Genomic DNA, 15,501 nt, shown 5'->3' with positions numbered 1-15,501 from the left:
ACGCTCCGCGTCGCCTCCCTCCTCCGCCTTGCGATCGCACGCACCAGGCCCCGCTCCCTGATCCGGCCTGATCCAAACGACAAGCCCTAGGGATCCGGGGGTGCGGTTCCCCGTGTGTTTTTCAGGGGCGCGGGGACCTGCGCGAGCGCAACTCCGGGTGGGCGGGGCGTCCGGGCGAGTGCGGTGGGTCCGGCCGGCCCCTGGGGAATGTCATGGGCGCGAGAGCGCCCGGTCCACCAGCGCCCCCGCCGCCCCGGTGTACCGCGACGGGTCCGTCAGTTCGGACACGTTCACGTCGGCGTCCTTGAGGGACGGCTCGGCCGCCAGGACCTCGGCCAAGGGAAGCCCCTCCTCCCGGGACCGCCGCGCCGCACCCGCCAGAAGCTCCTTCGCCGGACCACGCCCGAGCACCCCGGCCAACTCCGCCGAGAGCCGCTCCGAAACGATCGCCCCGCCGGTCGTCGACAGGTGCGCCCGCATCACGTCCGCACGGACCACAAGCCCGGAGACCAGCTCCGACGCGTCCCGCGCCGCACCGCCCACGACTCGCAACAGCTCCCGCAGCGTGCCCCATTCGGCGTGCCACGCCCCCGCGGGCCGTTCGTCCTCCGCGGGCAGCGAACCGTACAGCGTCGCGGCGAGCGCGGGAGCGCGCCGGGCCGCGGCGGCGACGAGCGTGGAGCGGACCGGATTGGCCTTGTGCGGCATCGCGGAGGAACCGCCCCCCGCTCCCTCGGCCAGCTCGCCGATCTCGGTACGGGAGAGGATCAGCACATCCGCCGCGACCTTGCCGAGCGCGCCCGCCGTGAAGGCCAGCGCCCCCGCCAGGTCCGCCACCGGCGTACGCAGCACGTGCCACGGCAACTCGGGTTCGGAAAGCCCGAGTTCGCGCGCGTACGCGGCCATCAGGGCGACCGGATCGTCCGCCCCGTACGCCCCGTACGCCCCGAACGCCGCCAACGTGCCTGCCGCGCCGCCCAGTTGCACCGGCAGCGCCGCACGCACGCCCCGCAGCCGGTCCCGCGCGTCGAGCACCAGCGCGCGCCACCCGGCCGCCTTGAGGCCGAACGTCGTCGGCACGGCGTGCTGCGTGAGCGTACGCCCCGGCATGACCGTGTCCCGGTGCTCCCGCGCGAGACCCGCCAACACGCCCTCCGTGCGGGAGAGTTCGCCGAGGAGTACGTCCAGCGTGCGCGCCGCGACCAGCATCAGCGCCGAGTCCAGGATGTCCTGGCTCGTCGCGCCCCGGTGCACGTAGGGGGAATGTTCGGCGGGCACCGCGGAAGTGAGGTCCGCGACCAGCGGGATCACCGGATTGCCGCCACCGCGTGCCCGCCGCGCGAGATCCCGCACGTCGAACCGCTCCGCGACGGCCGCCGCCGTCACCGCATCGGCGGCAGCCGCGGGCGCGAGACCGAGCGCGGACTGCGCCCGCGTGAGGCCCGCCTCCGCGTCCAACAGGGCCTGGAGGAAGGCCTCTTCGGACGTGGTGCGCTCGGTGGGCGCGCCCTCGCTGCCGGGGTCGAACAACGTCACGTGAACTCCAGGAAGACCGTCTCGCCCTCGCCCTGAAGGCGGATGTCGAAACGGTACGTGCCGGCGGCCTGCGGCTGCGCGATCAGCGTGTCGCGCCGCGCGGGGTCGACCTGGTTCAGCACCGGGTCGGACGCCAGGGCCTCGTCACCGGCGAAGTAGATCCGCGTGTAGAGGTGGTGCAGCAGGCCGCGGGAGAAGATCACCACGGCGAGGTACGGGGCGGAGCCGCCGCGCGCGCCGGGGCGCAGGGTGCGTACGGCCCAGTGTCCGTTCGCGTCCGTCTCGATGCGGCCCCAGCCGGTGAACTCCACGCCGTTGCGGCCCAGGTACCCGCCGGTGAACGGCTGGCGGCGCATCGAGCCGTCGACGGTGGAGGCATTGCCGTCGGGGTCGGCGCCCCAGACCTCGACGAACGCGTCGGGGACGGGATCGCCGTTGCCGTCGTACACGTAGCCGTGCACGGCGACCGTGTCCGGGTGGCCCACGGGCGCGATGTCACCGCCGCCCTCGAAGGGCAGCGCGTAGCCGTACCAGGGGCCGACCGTGTGCGAGGGCGTCGGGAGCACGGACTCGGGGTCGGTGATGTCGATCTTCGTCATGGCGGGTCAGCGCCCCTCTTCCATCCAGGTGGCGTTCGGGCCGTCGAGGACGATGTCCCACTGGTAGCCCATCGAGAACTCCGGAACCGACTTCTCGTGCACGTACGTGGCGATCAGCCGCTGACGTGCCGCGTCGTCGGTCACCGACTGGAGGATCGGGTCGTACGGGAACAGCGGGTCGTTCGGGAAGTACATCTGCGTCACCAGGCGCTGGGTGAACGCGGAGCCGAAGACGGAGAAGTGGATGTGCGCGGGGCGCCAGGCGTTGGTGTGCTGGGCCCATGGGTACGGGCCCGGCTGGATGGTCGTGAACTTGTACCAGCCGTCGTCGTCGCTCAGCGTCCTGCCGACGCCCGTGAAGTTCGGGTCGAGCGGCGCGTCGTGCACCTCGATCTTGTGCGCGTAGCGGCCGGCCGAGTTGGCCTGCCACAGCTCGATCAGCTGGCCGCGCAGCGGGCGCCCGTCGCGGTCGACGAGGCGGCCCTCGACGGTGATGCGCTCGCCGATCGGCTTGCCCGGGTGCTGGATCGTCAGATCGTTGTCGATCCTCGTGATGTCGCGCTCGCCGAAGGCGGGGGCGGTGAGCTCGATCAGCTCCGGGTCCTTGGCGACGTCGATGTTGATCGGCGGCTGCTTGGGGTGCCGGAAGGTGGAGGAGCGGTACGGGGCGTAGTCGCGCCGCGGGTGGTTCTCGACGGGCGCGCCCTCGGCGAGACCCTTGTAGTAGGCCTCGCGCCTGGCGGCGATCTCCGCGTCGATGTCGTGCTGGGTGAGAGCCATGGGGGAGGGGACCTTCCTGACCTTCCTGAGGTCTCTAACGTTCGAGGACGAGGGCGAGGCCCTGGCCCACGCCGATGCAGAGCGTGGCGACGCCGACGCCGGAGCCCTTGCGGGCGAGCTGGTGGGCGGCGGTGCCGGCGAGCCGGGCGCCGGACGCGCCGAGCGGGTGGCCGAGCGCGATGGCGCCGCCCTGCCGGTTGAGGACCGCCGGGTCGAACTCGGGCCACTCGGCGACGCAGCCGAGGACCTGCGCGGCGAACGCCTCGTTCAGCTCCAGGGTCGACAGATCGGCGAATCCCTTGCCCGCCTTGGCGAGCGCCCGGTTCGTCGCCTCGACCGGGGCGAGCCCGAAGTAGTGCGGGTCGATCGCGGAGACACCGGTGGCGGAGATCCGGGCGAGCGGCTCGCGCCCGGTGGCCTTCAGACCCTCCTCGTCGACGAGGAGCAGTGCGGCGGCGCCGTCGTTCAGCGGCGAGGCGTTGCCCGCCGTGACCGTGCCGCCGTCCTTGCGGAACGACGGCTTGAGCTTCGCCATCGCTTCGAGGGTGGTGGTCGCGCGCACGGACTCGTCGGCGTCGACGACCGCCGGATCGCCCTTGCGCTGCGGGACGGTGACCGGCGCGAGTTCGGCGTCGAAGAGGCCGTTCTTCTGTGCGGCGGCGGCCTTCTGGTGGCTGGCCAGCGCGAACTCGTCCTGCTGCTCGCGTGTGATGCCGTGCTTGTCGGCGATGAGTTCGGCGGACTCACCGAGCGACACCGTCCACTGCGGCTCCATCTTCGGGTTGACCATGCGCCAGCCCAGCGTGGTGGAGTACATCGTGGTGTTGGTGGCCGGGAACGGCTTGTCGTTCTTCGGCAGCACATAGGGCGCGCGGGTCATCGACTCGACGCCGCCGGCCACGGCGATGGACGCGTCGCCGACGGCGATGGCGCGGGCCGCCTGGACCACGGCCTCCAGACCGGAGGCGCACAGCCGGTTGACGGTGACACCCGGCACGGAGGTCGGCAGCCCGGCGAGCAGGCCCGCCATGCGGGCGACGTTGCGGTTCTCCTCGCCCGCGCCGTTCGCGTTGCCGAAGTACACGTCCTCGATCCGGGACGGGTCCAACTGGGGTGTACGGGCGACCAGCTCACGGATCGCGTGCGCGGCGAGGTCGTCCGGGCGAACGGCCGCGAGGGCGCCGTTGTAGCGGCCGATGGGGCTGCGGACGGCGTCGACGATGTAGACGTCCTTGACGGTGCGGCTCACTTGGCTGCCTCCGGGATGCGTACCTTCGCGGCGGTCTTCTCGACGATCTCCTCGGCGGTGACACCGGGCGCCAGCTCGACGAGTTCCAGGCCGTCCTCGGTCACGTCGAGCACGGCGAGGTCGGTGATGATGCGGTCGACGCAGCCCTTGCCGGTCAGCGGAAGGGAGCACTCCTCGACGATCTTCGGGGAGCCGTCCTTCGCGGTGTGCGTCATGGTGACCAGGACGGTGCGGGCGCCGTGCACGAGGTCCATGGCGCCACCGATGCCGGTGATCATCTTGCCGGGCACGGCCCAGTTGGCGAGGTCGCCGCTTGCCGACACCTGCATGGCGCCGAGCACGGCGACGTCGATGTGGCCGCCGCGGATCATCCCGAAGGAGAGCGCGGAGTCGAAGAACGAGGCGCCGGGCAGGACGGTGACCGTCTCCTTGCCCGCGTTGATCAGGTCGGGGTCGACGGCGTCGTCGGTGGGGTACGGGCCGGTGCCCAGGATGCCGTTCTCCGACTCCAGGATCACCTCCACGTCGCCGCCGAGGTAGTTGGGGATCAGCGTCGGCAGGCCGATGCCGAGGTTCACGTACTGGCCGTCGCGCAGCTCGCGGGCGGCGCGGGCGGCCATTTCCTCACGGGTCCAGGACATGGTTACTCACTCACCGTCCGCTTCTCGATTCCCTTGTCGGCGGCCTGCTCCGGGGTGAGTGCGATGACGCGCTGCACGAAGATCCCCGGCAGGTGTACGGCGTCCGGCTCGATCTCGGCGGGCTCCACCAACTCCTCCACCTCGGCGATGGTGACCCGTCCGGCCTGCGCCGCAAGGGGGTTGAAGTTCCGCGTGGACTTGTTGAAGACGAGGTTGCCGTGCCGGTCGCCCTTGGCGGCCCGGACGAGCGCGAAGTCGGTGCGGATGCCGCGCTCCAGGACGTACTCGACGCCGTCGAACTCGCGGACCTCCTTGGGCGGCGAGGCCTTGGCGACCCCACCTTCGCCGTCGTAGCGCCAGGGCAGGCCGCCGTCGGCGACCTGGGTGCCGACGCCGGCCGGGGTGTAGAAGGCGGGGATGCCGGCACCGCCCGAGCGCAGCCGCTCGGCGAGCGTGCCCTGCGGGATCATCTCGACCTCGATCTCACCGGCCAGGTACTGCCGGGCGAACTCCTTGTTCGCGCCGATGTACGAGCCCGTGACGCGGGCGATCCGCCCCGCGGTCAGCAGGACGGCGAGGCCGGAGTCCATGGCGCCGCAGTTGTTCGACACCACCGACAGGTTCCCCGTGCCCTGCTCGTACAGCGCCTTGATCAACGTGTTGGGTACGCCGCTGAGGCCGAAACCGCCTACCGCGAGGGACGAACCGTCCCCCACATCGGCGACGGCCTGTGCGGCCGTGGCGACAACCTTGTCCATCCCTGCCAGCCCTCATCTCCGCGGAGTGCTCTTGCACGTGTTCATGAAGTGCTCAGCGCACTGAGTATTTTCTGGGTGTCGCTCACGTTGCCACTGGGTGTGTGAACCGTCAATAGTTCCCAGGGAAATGCGCGGGTGGACTCGACAAGCGGACATGGCTTGCCGGATCCTTGCTCAGTGCACGGCCGTGTTCAGCGGCGCAACGACTGCAGACGGAGGACCGCCATGGCCGCGGTGGATCTGACCACCCATCCCGGGCACCTCGCCCGGCGGCTCCAGCAGGCGCACTATCTGCTCTGGAACACGATGGTCTCCGAGGAGATCACGTCGCCGCAGTTCGCGGTCCTCAACGCGCTGGTGGCCGAGCCGGGGCTCGACCAGCGCACTGTGGGGGAGCGGGTCGGTCTGGACCGGTCCACGATCGCCGAAGTGGTCACCCGGCTCACGCGGCGCGAGCTGGTCGACAAGGTCCGTGATCCGCAGGACGGGCGCCGGTGGTTGCTCCGCCTCACGCCCGCGGGGCTGCGTACGCACAGGAAGCTGGCGGTGCGGACGGCGCGCATGAACCAGATCTTCTTGGCGCCGCTCGATGCGGACGAGCGGGGGGTGTTCTTCGACCTGATCCAACGGGTGTGCGATGCGGCGGAGGGCCTCCGGGATCCGGGCGGGGTGGAGGAGGTCGCGGCGGGCACGTGACACCCACCCGGCGTTGCGGCCTCGGGGCTCCGCCCCGTGCGGGTGGGCGTCAGCGTTCGGCCAGGACTACCCACACGGGGCCCGGTGCCAGCGGGACGCTGAAGGTCGTGCCGGCCGAGGGGGTCGGGCGGCGCCATGTCGCGTCGTGGGCGCGGCCACCCCGTAGGACCACCGCCTCGCCGTCCCCGACCGTCCGCGACAGCGGCGTCGTGCTGCCCGAGCGGTCGTGGAAACGCGAGGGTTCCACGGCGACGTACTGGACGACGACCGTCGGCGCGCCGAGCCGTTCGCCGGAGGCGGTCGTCGCGGCGCGGCCGTCCATGGTCACCAGCCAACGGCCTTGCTCCGCAGACCAGTTGAACGTGAACCGCGCCGCGGGAAACCGTACCGTGTGCTCCGTCTCGGCCCGTCCGCCCTTGGGGGCGCGTTCGGCGAACTCGAACCCGGCCGCCTCCCCAGCCCGCACCCCCGCCGCAGGGTCACCCAGCTTCGCGGGTCGCAGATACAGGTTGTGCGGCGCCGGCTTGTCCGAGCCGCGGAAGTACGCGGCGCCGCCCTCGCCCGGCGGCACCGCCCGCAGCGGCGCCGCGTCGATGGCGGGCCGCAGCGCGCTCTGCGCCCCGGAGTACGCGAGTGTCGGACGGTCGAACTGCCGCAGGAGCTCCAGGTCGGTCTCGCGGGCGCTGCGCACCGGTCCGACCACCTCCGGCAGCCGCGAGCCGAACACCGCCATCAGCCGGCTCAACCCGGCCTCGACCTGCTCCACGTACACGAGGTCGGCCTCGTCGAGCCCCGTCTGGGGCCGCGCCGCCCCCACGTTGTCGATCTTCACGGCGAGCAGCGGCGCGCGCGCCGACGCCGAACTTCCGCCCCCGGGCAGCCGACTCGCCGTGCACGCCGAGGCGAACACCCCGAGAGCCCCGACCACGACCGTGCGTCTGCGCATATCGTCCACGCACCTTGAATACCCACGGGCGCGCGCCGTTCACCCTGCGCTCAGCGCAGCACATCCGCCAGGTCGAACGACACCGGTTCCTCCAGCTGCGCGTACGTACAGCTGTCCGGTGTGCGGTCCGGGCGCCAGCGGCGGAAACGGGCCGTGTGCCGGAAGCGGGCGCCGTTCTCCATGTGCTCGTAGGCCACCTCGGCGACCAGCTCGGGGCGCAGCGGGATCCAGGAGAGGTCCTTCTTGCCGGTCCAGCGGCTGGTCGCGCCCGGCATCCGCCGGCTCTCGTGAGCCGCCTCGTCGGTCCAGGCCGCCCACGGGTGGCCCTCGGCGGGCAGCTCCATGCGCAGCGGTTCCAGCTCGGCCACCAGCTCCGTGCGGCGCTTCATCGTGAAGGCCGCGCAGACCCCGACGTGCTGAAGCGCGCCCTCGTCGTCGTACAGGCCGAGCAGCAGGGAGCCGACGACGGGGCCGCTCTTGTGGAAGCGGTAGCCGGCGACCACGCAGTCCGCCGTCCGCTCGTGCTTGATCTTGAGCATGACGCGTTCGTCCGGCCGGTAGCGCAGCGTGAGCGGTTTGGCGACGACGCCGTCCAGGCCCGCGCCCTCGTACTGCTCGAACCAGACCTGGGCGAGCTCCGCGGCGGTGGTCGCCGGGGCGAGGTGCAGCGGTGCCGAGGCGTCCGCGAGGGCCTGTTCCAGGAGCGGTCTGCGGTCGGACAGCGGCAGCTCGACCGTGGACTCGGAGCCGAGCGCGAGGACGTCGAAGGCCACGAAGGAGGCGGGCGTGCGCTCGGCGAGGGTCTTCACGCGGGAGGCCGCCGGGTGGATCCGCTCGGTGAGCGCGTCGAAGTCGAGCCGCCCGTCGCGCGCGATCACGATCTCCCCGTCGAGCACGCAGCGCTCCGGGAGCCGCTCGGCGAGCGCCGCGACCAGCTCGGGAAAGTACCTGGTCAGAGACTTGGTGGTGCGGCTCGTCAGCTCGATCTCCGGACCGTCCCTGAACACGATCGCCCGGAAGCCGTCCCACTTCGCCTCGTAGTGCATCCCGGCGGGGATCTTGGCGGCGGACTTGGCGAGCATCGGCTTCACCGGCGGCATCACGGGGAGATCCATGATCCGATTCTGGCCTCTACGGCGGCGTATCGCCCGGTATGCGGTTTTCGTCCCTTCGGCCTAGCGTGAGCGCATGGGCGGCAAGGGTGCGGCAGTGGAACTGGAAGCGGGCGGTCGGACGGTGCGTCTGTCCAGCCCCGACAAGGTGTTCTTCCCCGACGGCGGGACGGTGACGTACACCAAGCTCGACCTCGCGAACTACTTCCTCGCGGTCGGCGACGGCATCCTGCGCGCCCTGCGCGACCGGCCCACCACCCTGGAGCGCTACCCGGAGGGTGTGACCGGCGAGTCCTTCTACCAGAAGCGTGCGCCGAAGAACCTGCCCGACTGGATCCCCACCGCCACGATCACCTTCCCCTCGGGTCGGACGGCCGACGAGATGTGCCCGACGGAGGTCGCCGCGGTGATCTGGGCCGCCCAGTACGGCACCCTCACCTTCCACCCCTGGCCGGTGCGCCGCGACGACCCGGACCACCCCGACGAACTGCGCATCGACCTCGACCCGCAGCCCGGCACGGACTACGCCGACGCGGTGCACGCCGCACGCGAACTGCGCGCTGTGCTACATGACTTCGGCGGTCTGGTCGGCTGGCCCAAGACCTCCGGCGGGCGCGGGCTGCACGTCTTCGTGCCCATCGAGCCGCGCTGGACGTTCACGGAGGTGCGCCGCGCCGCCATCGCGTGCGGGCGCGAACTGGAGCGCCGGATGCCGGAGTTCGTGACGACGGCGTGGTGGAAGGAGGAGCGGGGCGAGCGCATCTTCGTCGACTTCAACCAGACGGCCCGTGACCGCACCATCGCCTCCGCGTACTCGGTGCGCGCCCGCCCGCACGCCCCCGTCTCCGCCCCGCTCACCTGGGACGAGCTCGGTGACGCGCTGCCCCGCGACTTCGACATCGTCACGATGCCGAAGCGGTACGCGGAACTCGGCGACGTGCACGCCGACATGGACAAGGAGCGGTTCTCCCTCGACGCCCTTCTGGAGCTGGCCGACCGCGACGAGAAGGACCGCGGCCTGGGCGACCTGCCGTACCCGCCGGAGTACCCGAAGATGCCGGGGGAGCCCAAGCGGGTGCAGCCGAGCCGGGCCCGTCACGAGGACGGACCCGGCTCACCTCACTGACGCACAGGGAGACTCAAAGCTCCTTCACGCGGATGTCCCGATACGAGATGACGTCCGTGGTGCTGTGCACCTGGAGCCCGACGTACCCCTCGGAGTAGCGCCGGCCGTCCGTGCCCGGGTCGTCGCCCCGCGGGGGTTCGAAGACCTGGCCACCGGTGTTGTCGAACTCGTTGATCAGCACACCGTTGCGGTAGACCGAGAAGTGCTGGTCCACCACCTTGATCTCATAGTCGTTCCACGTGCCCTTCTGGGTGACGCCCGCGCCCGCGAGCCCGACCCGGTCGAAGCCGTAGACCGAACCGGTCTTGTACATGTCCCCATCGGGCTTGTCGAGCACCTGGATCTCATGCCCGTACTTGATGGCGACCCACTCCGGGTTCGGCTCCTCGGGGTTGTCGTGCACCCATGGGAACCGCACGAACACACCGCCGTTGGCGTTGCCCGTACCCGGCGCGTCGTCGCGCCACTGCAACTTCAGCGAGTAGTTGCCGTACTTGCGCTGCGGGAACCACAGCATGCCCATGCCGTCCACGGACGTGCTGCTGGTGATCGAACCGTCGGCGTTCAGCGCGAACTTGCCGCCGCCGACCTGCTCCCACTTCGCGAACTGCTCCTGCGAGCCGTCCATGATCTTCTTGTAGCCGTCCGTCTGGCCCGGCGTACCGATCGGGGACTGCCGCGCCGCCTTGTTGATCTTGTTGTACTCGCGCTGGTCGACGACGCCTTCCTTGAGAAGCCTGTCGGTGACCGTCTTCACGTGCTTCACGAACAGCGCGTGCGACGTCCACTCCTTCTCGTCCTCGATCAACTCGCCGATGCGGCACCGGTTGTTGGTGACCCGGTTCGGGATGCCGGTGTCCGTCGTGCCGACGAAAACGGTCGTACGCTCGTCCAGCTCCGGGCAGTTGGGCGCCGGAACGCCGCCGCCCGAGGCCACCGCGAACACGAACGTCTGCGCCGCTGCGGCGTTGCCCGCCTTGTCGCTCGCCCGGTACGCCACCGAGTGGGCACCGACCCGGTCCACCACCACGGGGGCGGTGTAAGCGAGATAGGGCCCGCCGTCGAGGGAGTACTCGACCTTGTCGACGCCGGACATGTCGTCGGTCGCCGTCACCGTCAGCTTCGCGTTGTTGATGTACGCGCCGTCGGAGTTCTTGTCCCCGCCGACCGCCAGCGACACCGTCGGAGGCGTCGTGTCCTGGACGGGCGGCGCCACGACCGTGAAGTCGACGGACTTCTCGGCGGCGGCGTTGCCCGCCTTGTCCGCGGCCCGGTAGCGCACCGTGTAGGCGCCCGGGTCGTGGACCATCACCGGGGCGGTGTACGGCTGCCAGGCGCCGTCGGCGCCGACCGCGTACTCGATGGTGTTGACCCCGGAGCCGGTGTCCGAAGCGGAGACCGTCACCGTGGCCATGCCGACGTACGCACCGGCGTCGTCCTTGTCGCCGGTCACCGTCGCCGAGGTCTCCGGCGGCGTCTTGTCGTCCGTCGGCGGTGCGACCACCGTGAAGTCGAGCGACTTCTCGGCGGCGGCGTTGCCCGCCTTGTCGGTCGCCTTGTACTTCACGGTGTGCGCGCCGACCTGGTCGACGACCACCGGCGCCGTGTACGGCGTGTACGCGCCGCCGTCGAGCGCGTACTCGACCTTGTCGACGCCCGAACCCGCGTCGGTCGCGGTGACCGAGACGGACGCGGACCCGACGAACGCGCCGTCGGCGTTGGTCTGCCCCTCGGCCTTCGCCGAGGTCTCCGGCGCGGTCGTGTCGTCACCGCCGCCACCGTCCGTCACCACCAGGATCCCCGTCATGCTGGTGTGCCCGGGGATCGTGCAGTGGTAGCGGTACTTGCCGGGGGAGAGGGTGACCTCGGCCGTGTGCTTGCCGCCCTGGTCGTCGTTCGGGTTGGCCAGGATGTTCAGCGGAACATCGTTGTTGTACTCGGGGTCCGACACGTCGAACGTCAACGTGTGCGGCATCCCCGTGGTGTTGCCGGTCGCCGCGCTGTTCTCGAAGACGATCGTCGCCTTGCCCGCGACCGCGGTCGTCGGCGCCGACGTGTACTTCGTGATGTCGTCGCCGGCCGTCCAGGTCAGCACCTGGTCGGCCGCTGCCTCGGGCGCGGGCGCCGCGGTCGCGGCGGGCAGCGTGCCGAGGCCGAGACACATCAGCATCGCGGCGAGCAGAACGGTCAGGAATCTGTGTCTGCGCACGGAGCGCACGGGGCGCATCAGTCGCGTGGATCGCATGTGATCAGCCCTTCCTGGCCAGCTGACCGGCCGCCGGGGTCGCCTCGCCACCGGTATAAGTGACCTTCCACAGCGCCGACTTGGAGTCGGAGGTGAAGAAGCCGCGCCCGTAGTCGAGGACGTACAGCGCACCGTCGGGACCGAACTTCCAGTCCATGAGGTTCTTGATGCCGTCGTTGCCGATGGGGATGATCTTCTTCAGTGACTCCGAGTGGACCGGGATCGATCCGTCGCCGTGCGTCTTCGGGTCGGTGAGGACAGCGTTGCGCGGCTGGCCGTCGTCGTAGAAGTCACCGACGAACCACTTGCCGTCCCAGTAGCTCGGCCACTTGTCGGCGTTCGGAATCGACGCGTCGTAGCGATAGACGGGCCCGTCCATCGCGGCCTGGCCGCCGCCCTTGAGCCACGGCAGCAGATACTTGGCCTCCTCCTTCTTGTACGAGGGCACGCCGTTGGCATCGCGCGGGAAGTCCGGCGCCCCGCCCTGCGGCGAGTACCAGATGTTGTTCCCGGTCACCGGCGGCAGGTTGACGAGGCCGTTGTTGTTCGGCGACTCGTTCTTCGGATGGTCGCAGTCGTACCAGCCCAGCGGCTTCGTCGGGTCCGGCAGGTTGCGGTCGCGGTAGGGCTGCTTGTTGCCCATGCAGTACGGCCAACCGCGGTTGCTCGCCTTGGTGATGACGGCGAACTGGTCGTACTTGGCCGGGCCCCAGGTCGTCGACGGCTCACCCGCATCCGGGCCGACCCATCCCGCGTACAGGGTGTCGGTCTTCTTGTCGACGGAGATGCGTGCCGGGTTCCTGACACCCATGACATAGATCTCGCCGCGCGTCTTTCCGCCGCCCTCGGCCGTCTCCTTGCCGGTGAAGAGGTTGCCCTCCGGCAGGGTGTACGTCCCGTCGGCCTCCGGGTGGATGCGCAGGATCTTGCCGTTCAGATTGTTCGTGTTGCCGGCGGTGCGGCGCGCGTCGGCGAAGGAGACGCCCTTGTAGTTCGGCTGCGGGTTGTTGCCCGAGTACCCGTCGCTGAACTGCGAGGAGTTGTTGTCACCGGTCGCGATGTACAGGTTGCCCTTGGAATCCCAGGCCATCCCGCCACCGGCGTGGCAGCAACTGTGCACCTGCACGGGCCACTTGAGCAGCACCTTCTCGCTGCTCAGGTCCAGTTTGTTCGTGGCCAGGTCGAGCGTGAAGCGGGAGACCTGCCGCTCGGCCATCTGCTTGTCGCGGTCGAGCCCCGAGTGCGGCGTGTAGTGCAGGTAGACGTACCCGTTCTGCTCGAACTTCGGGTCCAGCTCGATGCCGAGCAGCCCCTCCTCGACCTTGACCAGTTCGTCCCCGCCGCCCTTGTTGCCGAAGATGGACAACTCCCCTGCGAGAGTCACCTTCTTGGTCTTCGGGTCGTAGACGTGGATCTGGCCCTTGCCCTTGCCGACGTTCGGGTCGTTCCAGTCGGTGACGACCGGCTGGGACGAGTCCGCGCCGCCGCGGCCGATGTAGAGCACGCGCCCGTCGGGAGCCGTGACGAGCCCGTGCGGCTCGCCGATCTGGTCGTTCTGGCCGGGCTGATTGGCCTGGGTCAGCCGCTCCGCCGTGTAGTTCGCGTTGATCGCGGCCTTGCAGTCGGCGCGCACGATGCGCGTCGTCCACAGCAGCGCTCCGCGCAGATGGTCGCGGAAGTCCACCTCGTCGTACGAGGAGACGGTGCCGCCCATGCCGGTGTAGAAGGACCGGCCGCCGTCGTAGTCACGGCACCAACTCACCGGGTGGTCGGCGCCGTTGGCGCCCTCGCCCGGCTTGTACGTGGACTCGTTGACCCGCGCGACCGTGTGCACGTCGCCGGACGGGTTCGCCGTCCAGTTCAGCCACTTGTCGGCCCGCTTCCACTGCACCGGCAGATCCTTCGTCGCCGGGTTCTGCCGGTCGCCGACCTCGACTGTCGCGCGCTGCGCGGCTGTTGGTGACGACGTGGCGGGCCGGGCCCCGATCAGACCGGTGAACCAGTCGGAGTACGGTTCGGCGCGGGCCGCGTCATGGACGCCGAGGAAACCGCCGCCCGCCTCCATGTACGCCTCAAGGCCGGCCTCCTGGTCGGGGTCGAGGACGTCGCCCCCGCCGGTCAGGAAGGCGACCGAATTGAACCTGCCCAGCTTGGTGGCGTTCGTGAACACGGAGGCGTCGTCCGTCGCCGTGATCGTGAACCGCTGGGCCTCGGGCCCGGACCGGCCGATCTTCTCGATCGCCTCGATGCCCGCGTTGACCGTGGGCGACTCGTCGCCGCCGGCCGCGGACCCGTAGAACACCAGGACCCGCACATTCGCGCCGCCGGGTGGCGACTTGACGGACATCGTTGTCGGGGACGGTTCCGGAGCCGGGCGCGCGCTCGCGACCGGGCCGCTGAGCAGCCCGGCGGCCACGGTTCCCGCGGCGACCCCGACCGCCCAGACGCGTGCACGTCTGCTTCGGCTTGCTCTGAACTCTCGTACGGGTAACGGCATTTGATGCGTCAATCGACGCATGTGTTCACCCACCCCTCGTCGGACACAGCAACAGCGCGGTGGAAGCTAGACCTCTTTTCGTGGCCCGCCAAGAGGTATGGCCGGTATGACGCAAACTTTGTCCTGAGTGTGGATAAACGAAGATCATGTGGTTACGGTGCCCTGCGCGACGTGAAAGTCCTTACGAGGGTGGGGAGTTGGCCGTGACCGAACACGACAGACCTCGCGACGATTCGACGCGGGCGAGTGAACAGGAAGGGCGCGCGCTGAGCCGACGCATGATGATCGGCGGCGCCGTGGCCGCGACGGCCGGTGTGACATCGTTGTCCATCGGGGCGTCGGCGGGGCCGGCGGCCGCGGCGGACACCCCACCGCGCACCGCGCCCGCGGGCGGCGACACCAAACGACTCACCATGTACGCGGAGAAGCTCGCGGACGGCCAACTCGGCTACGGCTTCGAGAAGGGCAAGGCGTCCGTCCCCGGCCCGCTGATCGAACTCAACGAGGGCGACACGCTGCACATCGAGTTCCACAACCTCACGGACGTCGACGCGAGCCTGCACGTGCACGGCATGGACTACGAGATCTCCAGCGACGGTACGCGGATGAATCGCAGCCACGTCGAGCCCGGCGGCACCCGTACCTACACCTGGCGCGCGCACGCCCCCGGCCGCCGCAAGGACGGCACCTGGCGGGCCGGGACCGCGGGGTACTGGCACTACCACGACCACGTCGTCGGCACGGACCACGGCACGGGCGGGATCAGGAAAGGCCTGTACGGCCCGGTGATCGTGCGTCGAAAGGGCGACATCCTGCCCGACCCCGGCAAGACGTTCACGATCGTCTTCAACGACATGACGATCAACAACAAGGCGGCCCACGAGGCGCCCAACTTCGAGGCCACGGTGGGCGATCGGGTCGAGATCGTCATGATCACACACGGCGAGTACTACCACACGTTCCACATGCACGGTCACCGCTGGGCGGACAACCGCACGGGCATGCTCACGGGGCCCGACGACCCCACCCAGGTCCTCGACAACAAGATCTGCGGCCCGGCGGACTCGTTCGGGTTCCAGATCGTCGCGGGGGAGGGGGTCGGGGCCGGAGCGTGGATGTACCACTGCCACGTCCAGAGTCACTCGGACATGGGGATGGCCGGCCTGTTCCTGGTGAAGAAGGCGGACGGAACGATCCCGCCGTACGAGGCGCCGCATCACGGTTAGGGCTTGTCGTTTGGATCAGGCCGGATCAGGGAGCGGGGCCTGGTGCGTGCGATCGCAAGGCGGAGGAGGGAGGCGACGCGGAGCGTCGTC

13 protein-coding genes are annotated in these 15,501 nt (G+C 70.2%); 3 read left to right on the top strand and 10 right to left on the bottom strand.

The genetic code is table 11. The features are described 5' to 3' along the window. Positions 1-210: 210 nt before the first annotated feature. From pcaB to ACIA8D_RS41065, 6 genes are read right to left on the bottom strand one after another with little or no spacing between them, the layout of a single operon-like run. Entirely contained in the window at positions 211-1,536 is a 1,326-nt protein-coding gene (gene pcaB / locus ACIA8D_RS41090) for a 3-carboxy-cis,cis-muconate cycloisomerase (protein WP_399240537.1), read from the bottom strand. Continuing rightward, complete coding sequence (gene pcaG, locus ACIA8D_RS41085; RefSeq protein ID WP_399240536.1) at positions 1,533-2,135, bottom strand: protocatechuate 3,4-dioxygenase subunit alpha; 603 nt, start codon at positions 2,133-2,135, stop codon at positions 1,533-1,535. The genes pcaB and pcaG overlap by 4 nt, the downstream gene beginning before the upstream one ends. 6 nt (positions 2,136-2,141) lie before the next feature. After that, positions 2,142-2,915, bottom strand: coding sequence for a protocatechuate 3,4-dioxygenase subunit beta (gene pcaH, locus ACIA8D_RS41080; protein ID WP_399240534.1), 774 nt, complete (start codon positions 2,913-2,915; stop codon positions 2,142-2,144). Between the two features lie 34 nt (positions 2,916-2,949). Further along, positions 2,950-4,164 carry a thiolase family protein gene (locus tag ACIA8D_RS41075; protein WP_399240532.1) on the bottom strand — a complete coding sequence of 405 codons (1,215 nt, stop codon included), beginning with the start codon at positions 4,162-4,164 and terminating at the stop codon, positions 2,950-2,952. Next, positions 4,161-4,805 carry a CoA transferase subunit B gene (locus tag ACIA8D_RS41070; RefSeq protein ID WP_399240530.1) on the bottom strand — a complete coding sequence of 215 codons (645 nt, stop codon included), beginning with the start codon at positions 4,803-4,805 and terminating at the stop codon, positions 4,161-4,163. The genes ACIA8D_RS41075 and ACIA8D_RS41070 overlap by 4 nt, the downstream gene beginning before the upstream one ends. Positions 4,806-4,807: 2 nt before the next feature. Next, complete coding sequence (locus tag ACIA8D_RS41065) at positions 4,808-5,563, bottom strand: CoA transferase subunit A (protein WP_399240528.1); 756 nt, start codon at positions 5,561-5,563, stop codon at positions 4,808-4,810. 225 nt (positions 5,564-5,788) lie between these two features. Here ACIA8D_RS41065 and ACIA8D_RS41060 point away from each other — a divergent pair, with 225 nt between their 5' ends. Further along, positions 5,789-6,259, top strand: a complete 471-nt coding sequence (locus ACIA8D_RS41060; RefSeq protein ID WP_399240526.1) for a MarR family winged helix-turn-helix transcriptional regulator — start codon at positions 5,789-5,791, stop codon at positions 6,257-6,259. Positions 6,260-6,308: 49 nt separating this feature from the next. Here the strand turns inward: ACIA8D_RS41060 and ACIA8D_RS41055 are convergent, their stop codons facing one another. Together ACIA8D_RS41055 and ACIA8D_RS41050 are read right to left on the bottom strand one after the other, a co-directional pair. Next, the gene (locus ACIA8D_RS41055) at positions 6,309-7,205 is read right to left on the bottom strand and encodes a DUF3048 domain-containing protein (protein WP_399240524.1); all 897 of its coding nucleotides are present in this window, start codon (positions 7,203-7,205) and stop codon (positions 6,309-6,311) included. 50 nt (positions 7,206-7,255) lie between these two features. Next, complete coding sequence (locus ACIA8D_RS41050; protein ID WP_399240522.1) at positions 7,256-8,320, bottom strand: ATP-dependent DNA ligase; 1,065 nt, start codon at positions 8,318-8,320, stop codon at positions 7,256-7,258. A gap of 73 nt (positions 8,321-8,393) precedes the next feature. Between ACIA8D_RS41050 and ligD the strand changes: the two genes are divergently transcribed. Then, positions 8,394-9,443, top strand: a complete 1,050-nt coding sequence (ligD, locus tag ACIA8D_RS41045) for a non-homologous end-joining DNA ligase (protein WP_399240520.1) — start codon at positions 8,394-8,396, stop codon at positions 9,441-9,443. A gap of 13 nt (positions 9,444-9,456) precedes the next feature. Here ligD and ACIA8D_RS41040 read toward each other — a convergent pair whose 3' ends face one another. Continuing rightward, a complete protein-coding gene (locus ACIA8D_RS41040; RefSeq protein ID WP_399240518.1) occupies positions 9,457-11,688 on the bottom strand; it encodes an OmpL47-type beta-barrel domain-containing protein in 2,232 nt (743 codons plus the stop codon). 4 nt (positions 11,689-11,692) lie between these two features. Continuing rightward, positions 11,693-14,206, bottom strand: a complete 2,514-nt coding sequence (locus ACIA8D_RS41035) for a ThuA domain-containing protein (protein ID WP_399240516.1) — start codon at positions 14,204-14,206, stop codon at positions 11,693-11,695. Between the two features lie 257 nt (positions 14,207-14,463). Here ACIA8D_RS41035 and ACIA8D_RS41030 point away from each other — a divergent pair, with 257 nt between their 5' ends. Further along, the gene (locus ACIA8D_RS41030) at positions 14,464-15,411 is read left to right on the top strand and encodes a multicopper oxidase domain-containing protein (protein ID WP_399240539.1); all 948 of its coding nucleotides are present in this window, start codon (positions 14,464-14,466) and stop codon (positions 15,409-15,411) included. The last annotated feature ends 90 nt before the right edge of the window (positions 15,412-15,501 follow it).

Origin of the sequence: Streptomyces sp. NPDC051684, from assembly GCF_044453445.1 — a bacterium.
GTDB lineage: Bacteria > Actinomycetota > Actinomycetes > Streptomycetales > Streptomycetaceae > Streptomyces.
This window is presented reverse-complemented; position numbering and strand designations above follow the sequence as displayed.